The following is a 21974-nucleotide window of genomic DNA, read 5'->3' as shown; positions in this document are numbered from 1 at the left end:
TTGGCTGTAAATCTTCTACCATTAGGTCAGTTTACGCCAAGGATGAGCAATCATGTCGCACAACATTAATACGACCAGCTCGAGCAATTTGCTGCCATTTATCCGGTATTTTGAGAAAAACAGCATTGACTGGAAAGCGGTCGCCGATCAATATCAAATTCCACATGATATCGAGTCTCGCCAAGTGTGGCTCTCTTCTCAACAGTTAATGTCGTTTCTTATGGCGATGGTTCGACACTCGAATAAGAAAGTCGGATTGGAAGTAGGGAAGCTGATTACTTTATCTCAAATCTCGCCTTCTCTAGAGAGCAATATCCGCCGTTGTGGTGATTTGTCGCAAGCGATAGAAACCGTGATACAAATGATCCCAGAGCTGAGCAGCCACGTGGTTATTTGGGTGGAGCAAATTCATGGGGATTGGTATCTCTGCCATCGTGGCGCCTATCATCCTTCGACGCTCGGTTTTGATCAAACAGAGTGGTATCGTTCATACGCTTTGCTCTCAATGTGTCGCCTATTTTTGGGTAAAGAATGGGTTCCAGAGCACGTCTATATGAGCTTTTCGAAACACCTGGCACAAGGACTTCCTTTTGAGTTCTCCAATACACGCTTCAGTTTTGAACATCCGTTCGGTGCTATTAAGATCGAGCTTGATAAGGAGTATCAACCCATTTCATTGACGACAAATGAGGTTGATTGGGTGGAGCGAATTAAGCGTTTGTCCCATACGTACGCAATATTGCCGTGGTTTACTGTCGATTGGTTTGCTGGTTTTCTTCATATGTCCTCACGAACGTTGCAGCGAAAACTGGCGGAGAAGGGCCTGTCATTAAAAGCACTTCGGGATGAGGCGAGGGTCGAGACGGCAAAACAGCTTTTGCAAGAAAAGATGACCTCGGAAGAAGTGGCGTGGTGTTGTGGTTATAACGATCTGTCTAACTTTAATCGTGCTTTTCGTCGTTGGACTGGTGTTACTCCAGCGCAGTATCGTACCCGCAATAAAGAAAGCGCGTAGTATGAACTACGCGCTTTCGACTCTCTTTGGTTACATTGTTGGATTATTTTTTTGTACGGCGAATCGCTTTACCGGCTTTCACTGTCGTGTCTAATTCGCTATTGTTCACCACGATTTCACCGTTGACCAGCAACCAATGTACACCTACTGCAGGGTGGTTTGGATCTTGGTAAGTACCGACATCAGAGATGGTTTCTGGGTCAAAGACAACAATGTCGGCATCCATATTAGGTTGAATTCGGCCTTTATTTTTCATCTGCGGAACGAAATCTTCGAGCAGCTGCGCAGGCATTAGGGTCATCTTACGAATGGCTTCTGACATCGAAAGCAACGCACGCTCTCTGACATACACACGCAACACTTTGGCAAAAGTACCATTCGAACGAGGGTGAGAGAACAAATCTTTTGGTAGCGGCCATTCATCTCCAGCATAGTTGTCTACATGCCCTTCTTCATCCATGTGCATCCAGAACATTTCATCGGATTCGATGAGTACATCTGGGCTTAAAATTGACGCATCCAGTTTCGCCAGATCTTCTGGGTTATTCTCATCTAGGAAGTGCCAAACAATAAAGGTTCCCGGATTGTTCGCTTGATAGTCAGCCAATTGTTTTTCAGACATACGCTCTTTGCCAAGCTGGAAGTTTTCTGCAGTCGAGCCCATTCGCTCACGCCACCCTTCACCTTGGAACATCGCCGCGCCAACAACCGTACTTGCTGCACCGTAGGGATAAGCGCCTACCGTAACATTAATCCCTTGTTCTTTGGCTTTCTCGACCATAGGTAAAATGGTATCGATGTCCTTGAGTGATGTGCTATTAATGTGGCACAAATGCATATGAGCCCCTGTAATCGCCGCATTACCGATGAGTTCTTTTACCGCTTCAAAAGAGCTTTGTGGCTCGGCATTACTGGCATAGCGAACGTGTGTATAGGTTGCCACATCTCGTTGCGCGGCAAGCTCCGCTAGGGCGTAATACTCTTTTTGTCCATGGCCTGGTGCATAGCCAGCATTAATACCGATGCCTAAGCCTCCTTCATCCAATCCTTGCTCGATCAGCTTAAGAATCTTCTCTTGTTGCTCAGGGGTTGCGATATCCATCTTCCAATCGTTGCGTGATTGCGCTTTTTGAAAATAGTCCGCGGTGGCTTCAGGTTGGGTACCACTAAAGGTTGCGATTCGAGCATATGTCCAGCCTGCTGCGGCGCCATAGTTCAATGGTAATCCCTTCTTGCCTTGCTCATCATACCAACTGGAAATGGGTAGCACGCCGGATTCTAACTCCAACATGGTGGTGACCCCTTGCATCGCTTGCATGCGATAGTCACCAATATTCTGCCCGTGGGCGTGAACATCAATAAAACCTGGGGCTACCACTTTTCCAGTGGCATCAATGGTTTTATCGCCGCTGATGGCATCCGTCGTGATGGTGACAATTTGGTTATCCTTGATACCGATATTGGCAATGGCATCAAATTTGGTTTCTGGGTCAATGACTCTACCATTTAGGATGACGGTATCGTAGCTCGCGGCAAGTGCAAAAGGAGAAAGAAGACTTAGGCTTATCACTGACGCTTTTTTTACAAACTGTTTTATTGGTTTCATCACAAAATTCCAGTTAGTTAACATTGATTAAAAGGTGGAAACGAAGGTTTGAGAAAAAAAACGCATCGTTTGTTACCGTTGTTCAGAAGTTGAACTCAATATAATCAGGCGAGCGAATTTTCGTAAGGTCATTTCGCGCCATTACACCTGTGTGATGTTCGAAGAGTGAAGCGCAACTCTTTCTTTTTAGTATAAGAACGTTTTTACATTATCTGCGGAAAAACGTTCGGCGAAATTCACTTAACTTGCTGTTGGTCGTCATTTTGCCAGTCAGAGTTCGACGGAGCTATCGTGATAGATAAGGTGAAATGGTAGTAAAGGTGTGGCTTGGCGTGATCTGCTACCCCACAATACCGTACAAATTATTCTGCATGCCATAGAGTTCTTTGGTGCCAAGTTGGCTAAAGCCGAGTTTTTGCAATAATCCATTGGAGGCTTGGTTGTCTGGTAGCGTGACGGCCAAAATCTGCTCCAACTGATAACGTTCAAAAGCGTTTGCCAATACTGCTTTGGCGGCTTCTTCTGCATAGCCTTGGCGCCAATGTTTTTCTAAAAACGCGTAGCCGAGATCTGGGTGTTCCAACTCTGGTCGTTTTAGCACGCCGCACATACCAACAGGCGTGCCACACGCTTTGAGCGCCACCATGCTTAAACCAAAGCCGTAGTGTTGGTAGCTGGCGATGGGGCCGTTGGTGAGGTATTGAATCGCAGCTTCGGTGGTGCGCACGTTTTTATCAGCAATGTAGCGAATAAACGACGCTTGGTTGAGCAGTTGGATGATGAAATCGCTGTCACTCAGCTCAAAATGGCGAACAATCAAACGCTCGGTTTCACACAATAGTGCCATGCTAATCTTCCTCATTGTTTTTAAATGCGTTGGCACTGTACGCCTTATTACCAATAGAAAAAAGCAGTTTAGTTCTTACCAATCTTTGACAGAGCGGTACAAACGCCAAGTCGTTTTTCTTATACAATTTCGCTGAATGTTTTGGCGATTTTTGCTCGCTTGTTATCACTGAAATAAATGGATAGACCGATGAAAGCGCGTTTTCTTCTTTTGCTCCTCGTTTTAGCGGGATGCTCTGATATAGTTCAAAGCCACTATGATAATTACCAACAGGCTCAAGCGGATCAACTCTTTGAAAGAGGGTGGCTGCCAGATGTTCTGCCTGTGTCGACCACGCAAATTGAGGTGGCGAATGATCTGGACAACAACACCTCTCAAGGTTCGTTTGTCATTGCAGAGAAAGAGATGGCGCAGTTTCTTAGCCAGCTACAGCCTTTAGAGAGCGAAAATCAATATCGATTTGAATCGGACAATAGTGTCTGGATTTTTACTCTCGGTGAGCAAGGCCATGTGCGTTATCAACTGACGTCGAATGATGACATTGTGAAGGACAGTGAAGAATAACAGTGAGAATAAAGCAAACAGCAGACACTATCATTGTGATTGCTTTGCCGTCCTTGATTCATCGTATTGGTGGGGAGACGACAAAGCACTTGAAAAGCGTGGCCGCGGATCATGGTTGTGAACTTAAGCGCGTTCGTCGATCTCGCCATTGGCAAATTGCTGGCGAAGCCTTAGCACTGCAGGCGTTTTATGACCAAGTAAGGCGCTTGGAAGAAAACTCGGCCAGCTACTTGCTCAAAAAAATGCAATTGGCGTTGGCTTCACACAGCGAGAAGCTGGAACCGCTGGAAGACAAATTACAGCGTTTGGTGATGGAAAATCCGGCGATTACCTTGGCGGAGTTGATGTCGCAAACGCACTGCAGCTTATCACAAGCAAGGAGTGCACGCTTTTCTGCTGAGGGTTTGTAAGCGGATTTAGCGGTTAGTGCAAATGAGATAAGAGCCACGATCAATGGCTCTTTTAACTTAATCGATACCTTGGGCTGCATTTAGCAGCCTTCTTTTACCTTTAGCTGCTTCACTGGCAACGCTTCAATAGGCCCCAAGTTGGGGTAGGCATCGGCAAAAATTTGCTTGCTGACCTCTTCCGCGTTGTCGTAGACATCCGTTGATAAACGTCCCGATGAATAACGGTAGTTAAAGTATGCAGTGTAGTAGGTGTTATCTGTAGCGACTTCCGGAACAGAGAAGGCTAAAACCGAACCGCCTTGGTAACAAATAGAAAATTTGTCTCGCTTATCTTTGCTGGTGGCTGGTTTGACATCCAAGATTGCGATCAGTTGGTTGGGCTCTACATTGAACACGGCAAAATCAGAGAGTGGTTGATCGTCATAAATCATTTTATTTGGTACGAAATAGCCATCTTTCTCTGTACCAGAGTAAACCGCTACTTGGAAGTTGCTCGGAAAAATCTGCATTGCTGCTACGGGTTGATTTGTCAATTGATGATCATTGGATAGCTGGCCAAAGGGGTCTGATGCACAGCCAGTGAGCATGACTATCGTTGCAATCGCCAGAGTAGAGGCTTTCATTTTTTGTTTCCTTAATCGTTACTTTTTATCGAAGAATTATAAGCTTACAGAGAACGTTTGCTTGGTAAACGGCATTTTTCGATGTGCAATTGCGAGAGAGATCTACATGGTGGCGCAAGGCAATGGTGATTGAACAACGGGCGGCCATCTTGTTTAGCCGCGATAAAAAGTCGAAACGGCTTAAGCAATATATGCTTACGGATTTTCTATTCGTTTTATAGAGGGTTTTGAGTAGCATTTGATGGAAATCTAATATCAGTGGAGTTTGCAGATGAAAAGTAAGGTTGTAATGTTGGTATCGCTGGCTGCTCTTTGGGGGTGTGACGATGCATCCAAAGCTATTGAGCAAGCACAACTTGCAGCGAACAAAGCTGTAGATGAGATAAGCCAGCAGGTTGAATCGTTCGATTTTAGTACCTTGACCCTAGAGCAGTTCGGTGAAGCCGCCGCGACAGCGACAGAACTCGTAGCGTCAGTGGAAGATTTAATGTCAACGGACTTGAGCGATCCACAAGCACTATTGAGTGCGCAGGAAAAAATCGCAAATACATATTCCTGCCTAGTCAGTGCTTCTTCAGAAAATAGTGCGCAAGCATTATTGGACAAAGTGATGGCAACAGTTGCTGACAAAAATCTTCAACAGTTGATTGAAAAAGCCACTCAAAAAGCTGAGATGGCCACTGAATGCGTTATCTAACGGATTAAACGATCAATCGAATGAAGAAAAGCGCCGGAATGGCGCTTTTCTTTTCAGTAAACGGGCATTGGGTTGACCGCAGTGAGTGGAGAGTTAAGCACGTTGCTGTTGCAACGTTTGCAATAGTTCATCCAGTGTAGCGACGCACAAAGAGGCTTGGCTGGAAAACCCTTTGTCTTCACCATTAGTCACCAAACAAGAGGGCATTGACGCATTGAAAGCTGCTTGCAGGTCATAAAGATAATCACCGACATACAGTATTTGCTCTGGCAACAACTGCCATTGCTTCGTTAACGTGATGAGCGATTGAGGATCTGGCTTGGGTGCACCGTGCTCGCGAGTTAACAGTACCTCTACTTCAATACCAGTGTGGCGCAGTTTCAACTCGCTTGCTTCGAGGCAATTACGGGTCACAATTGCCGTACGAATGCCTTCTTTTCTGAGATAGTGAAGCAAATCGTGACAACCTGAAAGCGGGGAGGCGTGCTGCGCATCGGAAAGTTCGCGATCCAAAATGGTCTGCGCAGCTTGCTGCCTAACATCGTGGTTTTCAATCGCATCCACAAAGCTGAGTAAATCCATCTCTTGCGGGCAACCTAGTTCGGCTCTAAGTTGTGAGAAATTGAGTTCGCAGCTGACAAGGGTGTTGTCCAAATCAAACACTACTGCTTGTATTCTTTTGATTTCTAGTGCTATCGGTGTCATGTGGCGTCCATTTTATTAGCGCTCATCGCAGTTTATCCCTTTCCCGAAAATTTATATGGTGATTATTTGTATCTGCCTCGAAAATCAGAAGAAAAGCGCAGATAACAAGCACGACTTCACTGTATTTGTGGTTGGCAATCCTTTTTGATTACCGAACGATTTTGTAAATGTTGCCGTTATCAGTGGTGAAGTACAGATAGTCATCAGGGCTGATGGCAATATCACGAATCCGTTCATTTAACGCTTCAAATAGGCGGCCAATCTCTTCAAGTTTGCTGTCTTTTACACTTACCACATTGACGTGGGTGAGTTTTAACGCTCCGATAAGCAGCTTGCCGTTGAGGCTTGGGTAACGCTCACCGCGATACAGAACCAAACTGCTCGGTGCGATTGATGGTATATAGACCCAATATGGCTCTTCAATGCCCGGTAATGATTCTGCTTCGCCGACGCGTACTGGGCCCCAATACTCTTTGCCATGGGAGGTTTTCGCCCAGCCGTAGTTCTTTCCGGCTTGGATGAGGTTGATCTCATCGCCGCCTCTTGGACCATGTTCAACAGACCAGAGTTGCTGCGTTTTGCCATCGAAAAACAGCCCTTGCGGATTGCGATGACCATAGCTCCATATCTCCTTTTTCACTTCGCTATTGTTGATGAAAGGATTGTCACTGGGTGTTTTTCCATCGAGTGTCAGGCGCAAAATGGTGGCAGCGTGGTTGCTCGGATCTTGGCCGTTGTCTCGAACGCCACGATCACCGATGGAGATATAAAGGTGATTGTTGTCGTCGAAGGCGATACGACTGCCGAAGTGGCGACCGGTTGTTGACACCGCATCCGCGACAAACAGCTCTCGCCAGTCGGAGAGCGCTTTGTCTTGCAAACGGGCTGTGGCCAGTACCACGGTTGTGCCAGTATCGACTTCTTTCGAAAAGGTAAAATAGAGCTGCTGACGTGTGATGGGGGATAAGGCAACATCAAGCAAGCCGCCTTGACCTGAGTCGTCGACATTGGTGACTTGATAGAGTGGGGTTTTCTGACCTTGAGTGACATCGAGCAACGAAATACGGCCATTTTTCTCGGTAATGACGGCGTTGGCACTGTCGATAAATTCCATTCCCCAAGGAATTTGATAACCCGAAGCGATTTTCGTTAGTTTTAATTCCTCACTTAGAGTGGAAAACGACACCAGCCCCAGCAGCACGGTTCCTAAACACAGACTTGTCCATTTCATTGCAACGTTCCTTTTGGCGGAATCCCTTTGACTTGATTAGTTTGAGTATATACCCAATACCCGTCGAATTCTGACCTATACTTATCCACTAGGAGAGCTGTGTTCTGTTAAATCAATCACTTTTGGGGCATAAGTATGGCGTACAAAGGAAGAATTGCTCAATGGAGCCAAGACAAAGGTAATGGTTTTATAAAAATCGATGGTTCAGGAGAAATGGTTTATTTCAATAAAGCAGAAGTTATTGGCACAGCGGCGCTGCATGATGTGGTTACTTTTGAAGTTGAGCGTAACAAGCATGGTCAAGTTATCGCAGTGACAGTACAAAAAGCGTTTGTTTTCTCTTTTGCTATTGGGGTGGCCATTATTTTTCTCACTGCTGTTTTCGCAGGAATTTGGTTGTTCAGATATCCGGCATTAGCCGTCTTACACTATTTCTTTATCAGCGCAGTCACTTTTGTGATATGCGCATTTGATGTCTCCGCAGCCAAGGAGAGCAAGCCAAGAGTACCAGAAATGTTGTTTTATGTTCTGGCATTGATTGGCGGTTGGCCCGGGGCATTCTTTGCTCATGTGGTTTTGAGTCATAAAGTGGGTAATACACCTTTCCTCGTGATGAGTTGGTTGATGGCGATGATTAACATGGCGGGCTTTGCCTGGACATTAACCGATTATGGCAAGAGCTATCTCTACTTGATGTTGGATCGGTTACCACTTCATTTGATTCCGGGTTTTGGTTAGTGCCTCGAGCATGATGACCTCTGTTTAGGAATACTCCATTTAAACGTCAATGTCACAATGAGAAAAGCGCTCCGAAGAGCGCTTTGTTCATATCAACTCGAACACCTTGAGATGATTACATTGCTGCTTCAAAAATCGCCGAGATCTCTTCGTGTGTTGCTTGTTTCGGGTTAGTGAAACCACAAGCGTCTTTGAGTGCATTGTCAGCCAAGGTTGGGATATCTTCTGATTTTGCACCAAGCTCGCGAATACCTGTTGGAATGCCCACATCTTTTGCTAGCTGTACAATTGCTTCGATCGCTGCGTCTGCTCCTTGCTCTGCGCTCATACCTTCGACATTCACCCCCATTGCTTTCGCGACATCGCGTAGACGCTCTGGGCAAACTTGTGCGTTGTAACGTTGTACGTGTGGCAACAAGATCGCGTTGCAGACACCGTGTGGTAGATCGTAGAAGCCACCCAACTGGTGCGCCATCGCATGCACGTAACCCAGAGAGGCATTGTTAAACGCCATACCCGCCATGAACTGTGCGTACGCCATTTGCTCACGCGCTTCAATATCGTCACCGTGTGCAACCGCAGTACGAAGGTGGGCTTGGATAAGCTCAATCGCTTTGATCGCAACTGCATCGGTAATCGGCGTCGCTGCAATAGAAACGTACGCTTCTACCGCGTGAGTCAGTGCATCCATACCTGTTGCCGCCGTTAGTGATGCGGGTTTTGCCAACATCAGTTCCGGATCGTTCACAGAGATAAGCGGCGTGGTGTGTTTATCAACGATTGCCATTTTGATATGACGTGCTTCATCGGTGATGATGCAGAAGCGAGTCATTTCAGACGCAGTACCTGCGGTGGTGTTAATCGCAATCAGCGGTAGCATTGGTTTCGCTGATTTGTCGACACCTTCGTAATCTGCAATGGTGCCACCATTTGAAGCCACTAAGGCGATACCTTTAGCGCAGTCGTGCGGAGAACCGCCACCTAGCGAGATCACAAAGTCACAATCGTTTTGCTTCAGAAGCTCTAAGCCTGCGTTTACGTTACTGATTGTTGGGTTTGGCTGTGTGCCATCGAACACGACTGCACTCACACCACGCTCAGAAAGAAGGTCTTGCACCTGCTTGACCACACCGATTTGATTTAGGATTTTGTCGGTAACAATCAAACCTTTGGTAAAACCTTGAGCCTTAACGCTATCTGCTGCGTCTTTTAGGCAGCCAGCGCCCATTAGGTTCACGGTAGGGATAAAAAATGCACTTGCCATTTGGATTGCTCCATCGTTGTTAGTTAATAATGATTCCTCTTCTGGTTATTACTTTGTCATAGGAATGGTGAAGTTAAATTTGATCTCAAACAAGTTGGGGGAGGGAAAGCCCTCCCTAAAAGCAGGAACTGTGAACAGGATCTTGTTGCACATAAATTTCGTTATCTTATTGATAATAAAGTCATAATCGATGACTGTTAAAGCAATCGATTACTTGGTGTCTCCTTAATGCAAGCGAAAAATCACGTTTGCTTTGGTTACCAGTTGTTTGGCTTTTACTGGCTATTTGATGGGCGCTGCGTTAGCATTGCCGACCTTTTTTCGGCAGGAGGTGTTATGTACATTGGTTTCGATTATGGAACAGCGAATTGTTCAGTGGCGAGAATGCAAGATGGCGAGCCAGAGCTACTCGCTATTGAAGGATCCAGTCACTATATTCCTTCAACACTTTCCGCCCCGACGCGTGAATCGGTTTCCGAGCATTTATTTCGTCATCGCGATATCAAGCCACTAGACAAAGTGGGTGAACAGGTATTGCGCCGAGCCATCAACGTCAATCGAGAAGAGAGCATTGAGCTGCACCCTGAAGATGTGGTGTTTGGCCAAGCGGCGCTTGATCGCTATTTGGCAGACCCAACGGATCTCTATTACGTTAAATCACCTAAATCGTTTCTTGGCGCCTCTGGCCTGCATGATGTGCAACTGAGCTTCTTCGAAGATCTGGTTTGCGCCATGATGGCCAACATCAAAACCAACGCAGAACATTCGGCGCAAGCGGTGATTCGTGATGCGGTGATTGGCCGTCCGGTCAACTTCCATGGGCGAGGTGGTGAAGAGGCAAACCATCAGGCCGAAGGCATTTTACGTCGCGCGGCGACACGTGCTGGTTTTAAACACATCGAGTTTCAATTTGAGCCGGTAGCGGCAGGTCTAGAGTACGAAGCAAGCCTGCAGCAAGACAAAACCGTGCTGGTGGTCGATATTGGCGGGGGCACGACTGACTGCTCTCTGATTGAAATGGGGCCAAGCTGGCGTGGAAAAACCGAGCGTGCAGGCAGCTTGCTTGCCCATTCCGGCCAGCGAATTGGTGGTAACGACCTCGATATTTATCTCGCGTTTCGTCAACTGATGGCGCCATTTGGGTTTGGCAGCAAAGCACTGAGTGGTATTGATATGCCCAGGACGCAGTTTTGGAACCCGATCGCCATTAACAACGTTCAAGCGCAAAACGACTTCTATGGAAGAGCCAATCTAGCGGCGCTGAAGCTGCTGCACAAAGAAGCCCAAGAGCCAGAGAAACTGGCGCGCCTGCTCAAGGTTTACCATGAAACGCTCGGTTATCAGATCGTCAGACGGGCTGAAGAGGCAAAAATTGCCTTGTCGGATAGTGAACAATATCAAGTTGCCCTCAATCTGTTTTCGGAACACTTACATGTGGATGTGAGCCAGAGCGAAATGATTGAAGCAATTGAGTCACCAAAGAGCAAAATGGTGGAGCTAGTGAAAGAAGCGGTGGAACAAGGTGGCGTGAAACCGGATGTGATCTTTATGACGGGTGGTTCCGCTCGCTCACCGATCTTACGCCAAGCTGTAGAGAGCGAGTTACCGAATGTACCCGTTGTCAGCGGCAACTACTTCGGCTCAGTCACCGCAGGTCTCGCGCGTTGGGCGGAGGTTTGTTTTCGCTGATTACGTTAATGCATTACCGTTTGACCTTACCCCAAGGCAAAGGTTTATACCTATTCTAGTCGTTAATCCAAAAGTAAGGTGACTTATGGGATGTTGTAATCAAGCGCCGAAAGGTGGTAGTGGAAAACCATCCACACTATTCATTACCATTGTAGTGATGATGGTCGTGGTGTTTGCATTAGCTTTTTTCGCTGGCTAAAAAGCACAAAAGGCGCTCTGGATTGAGCGCCTTCTTCATTTCTGCTTGATGGATTATTCTTCTGGTTTGACGGCCAGCATTTCTTCAATGCCTCCACCATTTAACAGCAGCGTGTAGCCAGATTGCGTGAGGAAATCGTACGCTTGGCCGGAACGATTACCACTGCGGCAGTACAGAACTATTGGCTGGCCCTTGTCGATCTTACTAAAGCCTTTCGCCAGTTCATTTAAAGGGATGTTTACTGCCCCTTCAATGTGTTTTTGCTGAAACTCGGCGGGTGTACGCACATCCACAACGAGTGCGCCTTGTTCGATCCATTCCCACGCTTCCATTGCGCGATTTGACGCATGAGCGAAGGAGGAAACGCAACTTAGCAACAGCAGGCTTAAAAATGCGCGCCAATGTGTATACCACTGAGTTTGTTGTTGGTTTTTTTGTCGCATGAAGACTCCTAATGACACCGCTTACCTGTCCGTATTCTCAACAAATTGGAGAGGATGCAAACAATGTGTCCAATCATTCTCCGAACGACAGGAGAAGTCTCGTTTTTAAGTCTAGATTGTGACTTCTATCATTTAATTGTTATTCCTAGAACGACGTTTAGCTTGGTAAGTGGCGATAGTGTTAAATATGTCAAATAGTGCGATCGAAAGTGAATAACTGTTTGCTTTCATTCTGTTTGGGAGTTCGTTAGTATCAATGAGTTGCTTAAATCACATCTAGGGATTTTACATGGGTGTTGCTATGACAGGGGTTTGTGTTAGCAGAAGTCTTTATATCGACAAACATGCCGATAAGGTAATCGATTACATCAGTGACTTTAGCACTTGGGCCAAATGGTCTCCTTGGTTGATTTTGGAACCGAAAAGCGAAGTGACGTTTAGTACCTTTCAGCAACAGCCAGGCGCTCAGTATGCTTGGAAAGGAGAACGGATAGGCGCTGGAAAAATGGAGCTCATGCACCTTTATGATCATCAGTTGGTGTTCAATCTGCACTATCTTAAGCCCTTTAAAGGCGAGGCGACTGTCTATTTCAATGTCTCTCCTGAAGGAAAAGGGGCTCGGGTAGAGTGGCAGTTTCAAGGTAAGTTGCCTTGGTATATGTTCTTTTTCCGTCAGACGTTTGGTGCATTACTCGGTATGGATTACACCCGTGGTTTACGGATGCTAAAAAGTGCTATTGAAACCGGACATGTCTACTGCAAGTTAACGGATCTTGGTGAGCGCGTTATGCCTCAGGTTCATTACATCGGTGTAAAAGGCAGCGCGACAGTCGAGCAGGTTGGGGAGTTGATGCAGCGTCATTTCGACAATCTGCATGATTACATCGCCGAATATCGCGTTCCGGTGTGTGGCGAACTGTTTAATCTCTACCATTCGATGTCGTTGAAAACGGGCATTTTTGAGTTCACTACTTGTATGCCAGTCTCTTATCCAGTTGAAGCAAAGGGCAAATTTGTCGCAGGTATGCTGCCATCGATGGCAGTATATGCGGTTCAGCATAAAGGCGAATATCAGTTTCTTGGTAATGCTTGGTCGTTTGCTTCCTCCTTGACCCAGGCGAAGAGAATAAAAACCAAAGGTAAGCCGATGGGTATTGAGAAGTTCTTAAACCGAAGAAGCGAAGTGCCTCCTGAACAGTGGCTGACCGAAGTGATGCTGATTAAGAGGAGTGAATGATGAATAATTTTGCTATTGAGATTCTATTAATTGCGTTACTCATGATCTTTGTTGCATTGATCGTCACACAAGTATGGCTGTGGTTGAGGCCGTTTATCTATGATGTGACGCTTCCCATAGAGCTCAAACATCAAGTGCGGTCATTAATGAATGAGCTAGATCAGGTCAAGCCGCAAGGTGCAATCGCAATGAAATACGCAGAACAGTTTGAACTTATTAGCTTAAGAAAAACTGCCATGCCGGAGAAACTGCAATTGGTCAAATCGTTGTTTGATGAAGTCAAAATGACACCGGGAGTGTTTGACAATCTGCATGAGCGAGCAACGATCGAACGCTGTGTCAACCAATATCAGGCGCTAATGAGTAGCGCGCCGTTATCATCACGTGCATTATGCTACTCAAATACAGGTTATTTCCTCTCTGCTTGTGGAGTGTGGTTATGCCAAGTTCTATTAGCGAAGTAGATCTGAATCTTCTCTCCTCTACAATTTGCATCATGCCATTTAGCGTTCTGCTGATTTTGATTTAACCAAATTTTTCTTGCCAGTCATCGACTCTCTTCTAGACTAAATATGTAGCTTCGGAACGTTTTGGAGTAGGACGCAATGGCAGGGCAGCTTATTCAAGAGTTTCATCATGTTGTTTCAGGAACCATTAGCTATATTGTTTCGGATATCGGAACGAATCAGGCAATTATTATTGACCCTGTGGCGGACTATTGCCTCAACACTGGCCAAATAAGTTTTGAATCGGCCGATAAGATTTTGCAGCACATACATGATAACCATTTAAGCGTGGTGGCGATTTTTGAAACGCACATTCATGCCGATCACTTAACGGGGTCATTCTACCTGAGCGAGAAGCTACAAGCGCCCATCAACGTGGCTGAAGGGGCGAAGAAAGTCTATGCCTGCTGGAAAGATGAGTTAGCTCTTAAAGAGTTGTATGAGTTTGAACACTTCCTTATGGATCAAGAGCATCTAGAGTTTGGTGAGTCTGATCTAGAAGTGATCAACACACCTTGTCACTCTGCCTCGGATGTGACTTTTAAAATTGGCGAAGCGATCTTTATTGGTGATGCGTTGATTCCTGAAAGCAATTGTCAGCTTTGGGAGGAGAAAACAAACATTGATCATTTACTGCATTCTCTCTATACCCACATTCAAAGCAATGGCGTTGATGTTTACTTGGGTCATGAAGAAAAATGTCATGGCGTTGATGGAGAGTGGAACGATGAGCGTTGTGGTCATGCAGTCTGTGAAGAACTCGTTGCTTCTGCGATTAGTTATAACTTAACTGCTCAGCTTCCGTCGTAGTTCCCATACGCAGAATAGCAAAAAGCCTCATCTTTCGATGAGGCTTTTATAATGTGGCTCCTCCTGCTGGGCTCGAACCAGCGACCTGCGGATTAACAGTCCGTCGCTCTACCGACTGAGCTAAGGAGGAACTATTCTGTTGTTGTATCTGGCACAACTTAAATAAGTGGTGCCTCGAGGCGGAATCGAACCACCGACACGAGGATTTTCAATCCTCTGCTCTACCGACTGAGCTATCGAGGCAAATTGTTCAGCACTAGCTCAACAATGCAATGTGGCGGAGAGATAGGGATTTGAACCCTAGGTACGCTATTAACGTACGCCGGTTTTCAAGACCGGTGCTTTCAACCACTCAGCCATCTCTCCATGGGCCGAGATAATAGGGGGAACCATCTGGGATGTAAAGTGGAAAAAGTTCGTTTGCTTGATTTCTAGCCATTTCGCATTTTGTTTGCTTTAATTTTGCGCGTTTGGTCTCTTTTTTGGACACTAAGGCCACTAGAAGCTGGCCACTCTCGAGTTTTTTAGTCGACTGATTCATATCGAGAGATGATGAAAAACCAAACCGTAAGGCTCAATAGCATCAGCGACAATGTGTCGAGTTTCACTTTCCATTTTTTGTTCTAATAAGGTCTGCTTATCTGTCGATGGCGAACCATAGAGCAAATAAGCAGACCTTGGTTGTCGATGTTCTCTTAGTGAATTATTTTGTTGAGAGTCGACAATACGGTTTCTATGCTTTAGTCATAAACTGCCTAGTCCTTAACCGCTTTGGCCGAGCATCTTGGTTTTGAACGCTGTTTTATAACCGGGTGAGATAATATGTAAAATTAATATTAATTTCCATAAATATATTCAATAAATTTTAACCAATGCGTTTAATTAGCGATTGATTAATTAGTGTTTTCATTTTTTTTAAAACAAGAGTTATGTATGAAATGATTAATCTGGTCTGGAATATAGCGGCTATATATCATGCTGGTATGGCTATTTTTCGTCAAAACATGGTCAGTCATACCTGAGATCTTTGTCTCCTCCACCGTGACCGTCCCATCAGACATTGTCTGTGTATCCATCAGTAAGAAGGGTCTTGCACCCAACGGAATCGTGCCTGCAATACTGCCAAGCTTTTGAGGGAAATCCCAAATATCCTCATGCATATTGAGCCCATGTTTTGGCGAATTGCCAAGCATCGCACCTAAACCAAGCTCTTGAATTTTCGTTACGATGGAAGCGCCTTTGAGCGGCGAGCCAATGGCCACCACATGTGAGATCTGCTGAAGGGCAGGGCGACGAGAGGCAAGATAATGTTTGATCATCAAGCCTCCCAAACTATGGCCAACCAACACATTCTCCGTCGTAGTGCTGAGCGCTTTGTCTATGGATTGGAAAACTTTTTCTTCATCAATATTGACCGTGTTGTAGGTGAGCGTTTGTGTTTGATAGCCCAATTTTTTTAGGCGCAAGCTGAGAGGTTGCATGACTAAACCATGCATATATAAACCGTGTAATATAATGATTTTCATCGCTTCACTCTCCATCCCTTGTCCCCAAGCTACCTGCAATGCCAAGCTACTTGGGGCGACCTAATATCTAGATTATCTCATCAAAAATAATGGCTTACTGTGAACAGGGTACAGCAACCAACTTTTGTACCTCTTGTTGCAGTTGATGTCGGTTGGCGTCTGTGCCTTTTATCGCTTCGCCAACGTTAACGCTGATTTTCGACCAGAATCGGCGTGGCAAAGAGGTGAGCGCATGCCCATGTTTATGACTGAAAAAGGATCCCCATAGTCCAACTAGTCCAACGGGAATAACAGGGACAGGATTGTCTCTGAGAATCGTTTCCACACCGGGTCTAAACTCGCCCAAGCTGCCGTCCGCTGTCAGGCGACCTTCTGGAAAAATACAAACGAGTTCTCCGTTATTTAAGGCTTGAGCAATCTGTTTAAACGCATTTTGATAGGTTTTTTCACATTTTTTCGGCGAGCAGATGGGAATCACGCCTGCATGGCGGAACACATATTTCAGTAGTGGAATCTCTGCTATGCCTTTTGCCATGACGAAGCGAATCGGGCGTGGTGAAATACCCATTAAGATCAGTGCATCAACGTAACTCACGTGGTTCGCAACCAGCAGCGCTGCTCCTTGTTGGGGAATGCCGCTACGACCCTTAATTGTCACTCGATACATGATGTGGCTAATAAGATAGCTGATAAATCGCTGGGTAAACTCGGGTACTTGGCGGTAAACATAAATGGCGATGGCCAAGTTCATCAGTGCCAACAAGGCGAACAATTGTACAATGCTCAGCTCTACCACAGTTAAGACGAAGATGGAGAGTGCTGCGGATGCCACCATAAATAGCGAGTTCATGATGTTATTGGCCGCAATAGCTTGCGCACATTCGCCATCCTCTGCACGAGATTGAATGAAAGCGTACAGTGGAACGATGAAAAGCCCACCGCTGACTCCCACCATAAAAAGATCCGCAATTACGCGCCAGTGCTGAGCGTTCTGGACGAAATCAGCCGCTTGCCAATAGGCGGATGGAAACTGTGCCGGGTTAGGCAGAGCAAAAAGTAGGTCACCACCAAACACGGTAAGGCCGGCAATGCCAAAAGGCAGAATACCGAGTTCCACTTGATCAAAAGAGAGTTTTTCACACAGCCATGAACCCGTAGCGACGCCAATGGAAAACAGTGCCAGCAACACAGAAACGACCGTGCTATCTGCATAGAGGTGTGTTTTTGCGAAGTTGGGGAACTGAGTCAGGTAGGTGGCGCCTAAAAACCAAAACCAACTGATGGCTAAGATCGCCATCCAGATTCCACGATTTTTCTGCGCATTCTTTAGCGTGCTCACTAAGCCAGAAATAGGTTTGAACTGTACTTTTTTAGCAGGTGTTTGCAATGGTAGTGCGGGCATTTTTTGGCTACTGACAACGCCAAGCAACGCCAGCACCAATACTAAGCCTGCGGTAATGTAGAGCCCATTTTCTAGCGCAATCAGCACGCCTGCGGTGAGTGTGCCGAGCAAAATAGAAACGAAGGTGCCCATCTCTACCCAAGCATTGCCTTTGACTAATTCGTTGGCTTTGAGTGCTTGTGGAAGCAGGGAGTATTTTACTGGGCCAAAATAGGCAGATTGAGTCCCGGTGAGAAAGAGCAGTATCAGCATCGCGATGTAGCTTTGCGTTAAAATGGCGATGGCGGCGCAGCCCATCACCAACAGTTCAATCTGTTTTAGGCGCATAATTAATCGTGCCTTGTCCATATTGTCAGCGACTTGCCCAGCATGAGCTGAAAAAAGAAGGAAAGGTAAGATGAATAATCCTGCTGCGAGATTCACAAATAAGTCAATGGGCAGTGGAAGCTGTTCCACTTGGCTATAAGTGACCATCAGCAGTAACACATTCTTATAGACATTATCGTTGAGGGCACCCAAGCACTGAGTGCAGAAGTAAGGGAAAAATCGACGAGAAAATAACATTGTAGCCTCCATGAGTGCGTAGCTTTACTACGTTCCAATGGCAGGCAGAGTGCCGCAAATCCCTTTTAGGCGCGATAATAGCAACAAAAGTAACGTATGTTGTTACCCGAAATGCGATCTATTGTTACTTTTTACGCTGGCTCACGTTTGCTTCTCGCTCGGCGAATAGAGGAAAAGTCCAGCGGCGTATCGCGAGCACCAAGGATGTTCCGTGACGATCTTTGATATCCAGTTCGTTATCACTTTGGCAGGCGGCGTAGAACTCGCCGACCAGTTTTTGCATTTTCTGTTGCATTTTCTGGTTGCTGGGTAATGACATTAGCCCTGTTGCCATCACCAGCTTTTCATCCTCTGCGGAAAAATAGCTGTTGAAAAAGGCGTGTTGCACTTGCTGCTGGAAAAACGATTGAATGGGGCCACCGGCAATCCAGGCGAACTGCTTGGTTAGCTTCAATTTAAAGCGGTTGTTGGGTTGCAGTTCGATGATACCAAGACGATCGAGTTGCGCGCACTTTTGTATTAGATCTGGTTCACTGAACTGATATTGTTCGGCTATCTGTTTAAAGGTATAGCCATTCACAACGCACACCGCGACCAGTAGCAGTGCTTTGTCGTCAATCAGCTCTTTTTCCTGCTGATAACTGAGCGCCGTTAACCCCTGTTTTGGTGCATAGGCGAGCTTAAATAACTCACTCATCTCTAGGTCGATAAGCTGGCATATACGTTCCAAACGCGCCAAGCTGATGTTGTTGCCTTCTGCCAGTAAGCGTTTCACCGAACCTTCACTAAGATCTAAGGCCTTAGCGATGTCGATATAGTGCACGCCGTTCAGTTTGAGTTGAGTTTTTAGTTCAGCAATCAGTTGCTTCGATTCGGTCATGTTTTTTCCCGTATTCTCTGCTGAGTGTCCAGTTTGGCCTAGTATGCCCACCTCAATACAAAATTGCGAACAACAAAAAATGGCCCTAAACAGGGCCATGAGGGAAAACAAGCTTAGCTTTTTGGGGCGGAGGCGTCATCAACCAAGTAGAGAATGGATTGATAAGGTATGCCACTGTGATGCGACAAACCAATTTCACACGTGCGGCTATTGCTAAAGCCTCGCTGGCAATCACTGGGCACTTGCGCTTTTAACGGATGAACTGCGGCGGCGTTGAGTTCTGGGGTGGTGAATCCTTTATCGCCAGCCCAGCCACAACATTGAATATGTTCAGGAACAATGACGCGGGATGCGCACGCGTTGGCTAACGTTATCATGGCATTTTCCAGCCCCATGCGTCTTGAACTGCAAGTGACGTGTAACATGACGGTTTCGTTGAGTGGGGTAATGTCGAGATGTGGTAAGAGATACTTGCTGACAAAGCCTGTCGGCTCAAGCACTTCCATTGGTTGGCTAAACTGCTCAATGCTGCGTTTGGCACAAGGGCTGGTATCCATCAGCACAGGATAGATCCCTTCTCGACTAGCCTGCCACAGTACTTCTTCCAACTGTTTGGCTTTGTTTGTTGCTAATTCGTTCATTCCTTTGCTGTCGTATGGCATGCCACAACATTGATTGCTCAATTGCGCAGGGATGATCACTTCGTATCCTGCTTTCTTTATAAGTGACAATGTCACCTCTGTCAGTGGCCGTTGATCCGTTGCATCTGCCTGTTGCCCCATGTTACGGCTGGCGCATGAAGGCATGTATACCACTTTCTTCTCTGTTGCAGTGATAGGAAATGCGCTGTTACCAAGTGAGTGTTGATTGGCAGTAGGGTACTCTGGATACCAAATGGGTGTCGACCCTTTGGTCAGTGAGCGTAAGCCATTGGTGAGTTTGCCCACTGTTGGCGCGCCAATCACCTTACTCGCTAACTGGTTAGCACGTAGACCATTTCTGGCAATGGCGGTTGTGGTGCTGAAATGGTCCGCAGTCCATTTGGCAATGGGGGTAAACTTCTGATACTTAGCGGTGCGAAGCTTTTTCACCAAATCGCCAGTATTAATGCCAACTGGGCAGCGATCGGCACACAAACCGGTTGCTGCGCAGGTATCAATACCTTGATATTCAAAAACTTTCTCTAACTCGCTGGCTTGAAATTTTTCACCTGCCCGTTCTCTGCGCTGCAATTCTCGATAGAGCACGATGCGTTGACGAGGAGAAAGCGTCAGTGTTCTCGAAGGGCAAACGGGTTCACAAAATCCGCATTCAATGCAGCGATCCACCAAGGGATCGGCAGCAGGCATGGGTTTGAGGTTTTCTATATGCGAGTGGGGATTATCATTGATGATGACCCCAGGATTGAGCAGACCTTGCGGATCGAAAATCGTCTTGATCTGTTGCATCAACTGGTAGCCCTCACGGCCCCATTCTAGCTCGACATAGGGGGCCATGTTACGGCCTGTACCATGTTCTGCTTTAAGCGAGCCTTGATATTTGACCGCAACCAACTCCGCAACCTCATCCATAAACTTGCCGTAGCGGTCAATTTCTGTTTGGCTGTCAAACCCTTGGGTGAAAACAAAGTGCAAGTTACCTTCAAGAGCGTGGCCGAAAATGATCGCTTCACCGTATTGGAAACGATCAAACAAGGCTTGTAAATCACGCACGCCGTTAGCTAAGTTTTCCACTGGGAAAGCAACGTCTTCGATAATCACCGTGGTGCCGACTTCACGTACCGCCCCCACAGCAGGGAACATGCCTTTGCGAATTCCCCATAGTGTCGCAACGGTCGCAGCATCGCTGGTAAACGGCACGGATTCAATGATGGTGTACTCTGCCAATGCATCCATAACAGATTTACATTGTAAATCTAACGTTGTTTGGCAACTTGCATGAGACTCAACCAAAATGGCCGCGGCTTCGAGATCCAACGATGGAATAAAGCTGGGCATGCCCGCTTTGTCGGCAACAGAACGTAGTGCGCGTCCATCCATCAGTTCGACGGCTGCCACGGGTAATTTGGATAATGTCGTTACGGCGCGACAGGCTTCTTCGATGGTCGCAAAGACCAACAACGCCGAGGCTTTATTGGGGTGCTCAATGACGGTGTTATAGGTGATCTCGGCAATAAAACCTAAGGTGCCTTCTGAACCAATCATCAAGTGTTCAATGACTTCAATCGGATCTTGGTAATCCACCAAGGCGTTAAGAGCGTAACCTGTGGTGTTTTTAAGACGATACTTGTGCTTAATTTTATCTGATAATTCTTTATTATCAGCCACTTGTTGGCAAAGCGCTTCGATGCCGGAGACGAGCGAAGCGTGGCTTTGCTTAAAGGCGGCGATGCTGGCTTCATCAGCGGTGTTCAGTATGGTGCCATCACTAAAAACGATCTTCATACTGTCCACGGTGCGGTAAGAGTTTTGCGCGGTGCCGCAGCACATGCCACTGGCATTATTGGCCGCTATGCCGCCGATTTTGCAGGTATTAATCGAAGCGGGATCGGGGCCAATTTTGCGCTGAAAAGGGGCCAAGTATCGATTGGCATCCGCCCCGATTACGCCAGGTTGAAGAATGATCTTATTGCCATCGTCGACAATCTCATGACCACGCCAATCGTCGGTTAGGGTGATGAGCACAGAGTCAGAGACCGCTTGCCCAGACAAGCTGGTACCCGCGGCGCGAAACGTGCAGGGAACGTGGAGCTCGCGGCAACTTTGAATGGCAAAAATGACTTCTTGCAAATCCTTGAGTCGTAAGACGATCTTTGGCACTAAACGATAAAAACTGGCGTCGGTACCGTAGGCTAAGCGTTTGGCCTCTTGGGTAATGATCCGCTCTTGTTCAATGCGGGTAGCAAACACCGCAGCCAGTTTTTGATAGGTGGCGTTATCTAAGTTATTGACCATCATTGCTTCCTTTGTTTTGCAGCGTTTTTCGGTTTATGTTTTTACATCGCTGCGACGTATTTGC

20 protein-coding genes and 3 tRNA genes are annotated in these 21974 nt (G+C 46.5%); 9 read left to right on the top strand and 14 right to left on the bottom strand.

Annotation, left to right across the window (positions count from 1 at the left end; all coding sequences use genetic code 11):
* Nucleotides 1-52: 52 nt before the first annotated feature.
* Complete coding sequence (locus tag LZU85_RS10850) at nucleotides 53-1015, top strand: helix-turn-helix domain-containing protein (protein ID WP_237287080.1); 963 nt, start codon at nucleotides 53-55, stop codon at nucleotides 1013-1015.
* 43 nt (nucleotides 1016-1058) lie between these two features.
* On the opposite strand, the gene LZU85_RS10845 is transcribed toward LZU85_RS10850, so the two are convergent.
* Together LZU85_RS10845 and LZU85_RS10840 are read right to left on the bottom strand one after the other, a co-directional pair.
* Entirely contained in the window at nucleotides 1059-2621 is a 1563-nt protein-coding gene (locus tag LZU85_RS10845; RefSeq protein WP_176298232.1) for an amidohydrolase family protein, read from the bottom strand.
* A 340-nt stretch (nucleotides 2622-2961) separates the two neighbouring features.
* Nucleotides 2962-3468, bottom strand: coding sequence for a GNAT family N-acetyltransferase (locus tag LZU85_RS10840; protein ID WP_237287079.1), 507 nt, complete (start codon nucleotides 3466-3468; stop codon nucleotides 2962-2964).
* Between the two features lie 189 nt (nucleotides 3469-3657).
* Between LZU85_RS10840 and LZU85_RS10835 the strand changes: the two genes are divergently transcribed.
* Together LZU85_RS10835 and LZU85_RS10830 are read left to right on the top strand one after the other, a co-directional pair.
* Nucleotides 3658-4032 (top strand): YbbD-related protein, encoded by a 375-nt coding sequence (locus tag LZU85_RS10835; RefSeq protein WP_474001639.1) that lies wholly within the window; start codon nucleotides 3658-3660, stop codon nucleotides 4030-4032.
* A gap of 2 nt (nucleotides 4033-4034) precedes the next feature.
* Complete coding sequence (locus LZU85_RS10830; protein WP_237287077.1) at nucleotides 4035-4442, top strand: ribosome recycling factor family protein; 408 nt, start codon at nucleotides 4035-4037, stop codon at nucleotides 4440-4442.
* An 80-nt stretch (nucleotides 4443-4522) separates the two neighbouring features.
* On the opposite strand, the gene LZU85_RS10825 is transcribed toward LZU85_RS10830, so the two are convergent.
* Complete coding sequence (locus LZU85_RS10825; RefSeq protein WP_237287076.1) at nucleotides 4523-5065, bottom strand: hypothetical protein; 543 nt, start codon at nucleotides 5063-5065, stop codon at nucleotides 4523-4525.
* A 271-nt stretch (nucleotides 5066-5336) separates the two neighbouring features.
* Between LZU85_RS10825 and LZU85_RS10820 the strand changes: the two genes are divergently transcribed.
* Nucleotides 5337-5762, top strand: a complete 426-nt coding sequence (locus LZU85_RS10820; protein ID WP_176298227.1) for a hypothetical protein — start codon at nucleotides 5337-5339, stop codon at nucleotides 5760-5762.
* A 93-nt stretch (nucleotides 5763-5855) separates the two neighbouring features.
* Here the strand turns inward: LZU85_RS10820 and LZU85_RS10815 are convergent, their stop codons facing one another.
* Both LZU85_RS10815 and LZU85_RS10810 read right to left on the bottom strand, forming a co-directional pair.
* Nucleotides 5856-6467 (bottom strand): HAD family hydrolase, encoded by a 612-nt coding sequence (locus LZU85_RS10815; RefSeq protein ID WP_237287075.1) that lies wholly within the window; start codon nucleotides 6465-6467, stop codon nucleotides 5856-5858.
* Between the two features lie 148 nt (nucleotides 6468-6615).
* Entirely contained in the window at nucleotides 6616-7698 is a 1083-nt protein-coding gene (locus LZU85_RS10810) for a PQQ-dependent sugar dehydrogenase (RefSeq protein ID WP_237287074.1), read from the bottom strand.
* Between the two features lie 135 nt (nucleotides 7699-7833).
* Between LZU85_RS10810 and LZU85_RS10805 the strand changes: the two genes are divergently transcribed.
* Nucleotides 7834-8436 carry a DUF1294 domain-containing protein gene (locus LZU85_RS10805; protein ID WP_176298224.1) on the top strand — a complete coding sequence of 201 codons (603 nt, stop codon included), beginning with the start codon at nucleotides 7834-7836 and terminating at the stop codon, nucleotides 8434-8436.
* Nucleotides 8437-8551: 115 nt separating this feature from the next.
* On the opposite strand, the gene yiaY is transcribed toward LZU85_RS10805, so the two are convergent.
* Nucleotides 8552-9700: an L-threonine dehydrogenase gene (gene yiaY / locus LZU85_RS10800; RefSeq protein ID WP_176298223.1), complete on the bottom strand. Its 1149-nt coding sequence runs from the start codon at nucleotides 9698-9700 to the stop codon at nucleotides 8552-8554.
* Nucleotides 9701-10036: 336 nt separating this feature from the next.
* On the opposite strand from yiaY, the gene yegD reads away from it, so the two are divergent.
* Nucleotides 10037-11389, top strand: a complete 1353-nt coding sequence (yegD, locus tag LZU85_RS10795) for a molecular chaperone (protein ID WP_237287102.1) — start codon at nucleotides 10037-10039, stop codon at nucleotides 11387-11389.
* Nucleotides 11390-11641: 252 nt separating this feature from the next.
* On the opposite strand, the gene LZU85_RS10790 is transcribed toward yegD, so the two are convergent.
* On the bottom strand, nucleotides 11642-12031 hold the full coding sequence (locus LZU85_RS10790; RefSeq protein ID WP_237287073.1) for a rhodanese-like domain-containing protein: 390 nt from the start codon (nucleotides 12029-12031) through the stop codon (nucleotides 11642-11644).
* A gap of 289 nt (nucleotides 12032-12320) precedes the next feature.
* Here LZU85_RS10790 and LZU85_RS10785 point away from each other — a divergent pair, with 289 nt between their 5' ends.
* From LZU85_RS10785 to LZU85_RS10775, 3 genes are all read left to right on the top strand, one after another.
* Nucleotides 12321-13268, top strand: coding sequence for an SRPBCC family protein (locus LZU85_RS10785; RefSeq protein WP_237287072.1), 948 nt, complete (start codon nucleotides 12321-12323; stop codon nucleotides 13266-13268).
* The gene (locus tag LZU85_RS10780) at nucleotides 13268-13732 is read left to right on the top strand and encodes a hypothetical protein (RefSeq protein WP_237287071.1); all 465 of its coding nucleotides are present in this window, start codon (nucleotides 13268-13270) and stop codon (nucleotides 13730-13732) included. Before LZU85_RS10785 ends, LZU85_RS10780 begins: the two co-directional genes overlap by 1 nt.
* Nucleotides 13733-13873: 141 nt before the next feature.
* Nucleotides 13874-14584 carry an MBL fold metallo-hydrolase gene (locus LZU85_RS10775; protein ID WP_176298220.1) on the top strand — a complete coding sequence of 237 codons (711 nt, stop codon included), beginning with the start codon at nucleotides 13874-13876 and terminating at the stop codon, nucleotides 14582-14584.
* 54 nt (nucleotides 14585-14638) lie between these two features.
* Here the strand turns inward: LZU85_RS10775 and LZU85_RS10770 are convergent.
* The 7 genes from LZU85_RS10770 to LZU85_RS10740 all read right to left on the bottom strand — a co-directional run bounded on the left by LZU85_RS10770 (nucleotide 14639) and on the right by LZU85_RS10740 (nucleotide 21913).
* A tRNA-Asn gene (locus tag LZU85_RS10770) sits at nucleotides 14639-14714 on the bottom strand.
* Between the two features lie 37 nt (nucleotides 14715-14751).
* Nucleotides 14752-14827 (bottom strand) — tRNA-Phe (locus LZU85_RS10765).
* Between the two features lie 32 nt (nucleotides 14828-14859).
* Nucleotides 14860-14950: transfer RNA gene (locus LZU85_RS10760), tRNA-Ser, on the bottom strand.
* Nucleotides 14951-15477: 527 nt separating this feature from the next.
* On the bottom strand, nucleotides 15478-16110 hold the full coding sequence (locus LZU85_RS10755) for a PGAP1-like alpha/beta domain-containing protein (protein ID WP_237287070.1): 633 nt from the start codon (nucleotides 16108-16110) through the stop codon (nucleotides 15478-15480).
* A 94-nt stretch (nucleotides 16111-16204) separates the two neighbouring features.
* Entirely contained in the window at nucleotides 16205-18076 is a 1872-nt protein-coding gene (locus tag LZU85_RS10750) for an MFS transporter (protein ID WP_237287069.1), read from the bottom strand.
* A gap of 124 nt (nucleotides 18077-18200) precedes the next feature.
* On the bottom strand, nucleotides 18201-18956 hold the full coding sequence (locus LZU85_RS10745; RefSeq protein WP_237287068.1) for a helix-turn-helix domain-containing protein: 756 nt from the start codon (nucleotides 18954-18956) through the stop codon (nucleotides 18201-18203).
* A 113-nt stretch (nucleotides 18957-19069) separates the two neighbouring features.
* On the bottom strand, nucleotides 19070-21913 hold the full coding sequence (locus LZU85_RS10740) for an FAD-binding and (Fe-S)-binding domain-containing protein (protein WP_237287067.1): 2844 nt from the start codon (nucleotides 21911-21913) through the stop codon (nucleotides 19070-19072).
* Nucleotides 21914-21974: the final 61 nt, after the last annotated feature.

It is taken from the genome of Vibrio floridensis (assembly GCF_021852965.1).
GTDB lineage: Bacteria > Pseudomonadota > Gammaproteobacteria > Enterobacterales > Vibrionaceae > Vibrio > Vibrio floridensis.
Note: the sequence above shows the minus strand (reverse complement) of the source record. Positions and strands in the feature narration are given on the sequence as shown.

Coding starts and splice junctions, on each gene's coding strand:
- LZU85_RS10850 (WP_237287080.1), top strand. CDS start 53: ATGTCGCACAACATTAATACGACCAGCTCGAGCAATTTGCTGCCATTT.
- LZU85_RS10845 (WP_176298232.1), bottom strand. CDS start 2,621: ATGAAACCAATAAAACAGTTTGTAAAAAAAGCGTCAGTGATAAGCCTA.
- LZU85_RS10840 (WP_237287079.1), bottom strand. CDS start 3,468: ATGGCACTATTGTGTGAAACCGAGCGTTTGATTGTTCGCCATTTTGAG.
- LZU85_RS10835 (WP_474001639.1), top strand. CDS start 3,658: ATGAAAGCGCGTTTTCTTCTTTTGCTCCTCGTTTTAGCGGGATGCTCT.
- LZU85_RS10825 (WP_237287076.1), bottom strand. CDS start 5,065: ATGAAAGCCTCTACTCTGGCGATTGCAACGATAGTCATGCTCACTGGC.
- LZU85_RS10820 (WP_176298227.1), top strand. CDS start 5,337: ATGAAAAGTAAGGTTGTAATGTTGGTATCGCTGGCTGCTCTTTGGGGG.
- LZU85_RS10815 (WP_237287075.1), bottom strand. CDS start 6,467: ATGACACCGATAGCACTAGAAATCAAAAGAATACAAGCAGTAGTGTTT.
- LZU85_RS10810 (WP_237287074.1), bottom strand. CDS start 7,698: ATGAAATGGACAAGTCTGTGTTTAGGAACCGTGCTGCTGGGGCTGGTG.
- LZU85_RS10805 (WP_176298224.1), top strand. CDS start 7,834: ATGGCGTACAAAGGAAGAATTGCTCAATGGAGCCAAGACAAAGGTAAT.
- yiaY (WP_176298223.1), bottom strand. CDS start 9,700: ATGGCAAGTGCATTTTTTATCCCTACCGTGAACCTAATGGGCGCTGGC.
- yegD (WP_237287102.1), top strand. CDS start 10,037: ATGTACATTGGTTTCGATTATGGAACAGCGAATTGTTCAGTGGCGAGA.
- LZU85_RS10790 (WP_237287073.1), bottom strand. CDS start 12,031: ATGCGACAAAAAAACCAACAACAAACTCAGTGGTATACACATTGGCGC.
- LZU85_RS10785 (WP_237287072.1), top strand. CDS start 12,321: ATGGGTGTTGCTATGACAGGGGTTTGTGTTAGCAGAAGTCTTTATATC.
- LZU85_RS10780 (WP_237287071.1), top strand. CDS start 13,268: ATGAATAATTTTGCTATTGAGATTCTATTAATTGCGTTACTCATGATC.
- LZU85_RS10775 (WP_176298220.1), top strand. CDS start 13,874: ATGGCAGGGCAGCTTATTCAAGAGTTTCATCATGTTGTTTCAGGAACC.
- LZU85_RS10755 (WP_237287070.1), bottom strand. CDS start 16,110: ATGAAAATCATTATATTACACGGTTTATATATGCATGGTTTAGTCATG.
- LZU85_RS10750 (WP_237287069.1), bottom strand. CDS start 18,076: ATGTTATTTTCTCGTCGATTTTTCCCTTACTTCTGCACTCAGTGCTTG.
- LZU85_RS10745 (WP_237287068.1), bottom strand. CDS start 18,956: ATGACCGAATCGAAGCAACTGATTGCTGAACTAAAAACTCAACTCAAA.
- LZU85_RS10740 (WP_237287067.1), bottom strand. CDS start 21,913: ATGATGGTCAATAACTTAGATAACGCCACCTATCAAAAACTGGCTGCG.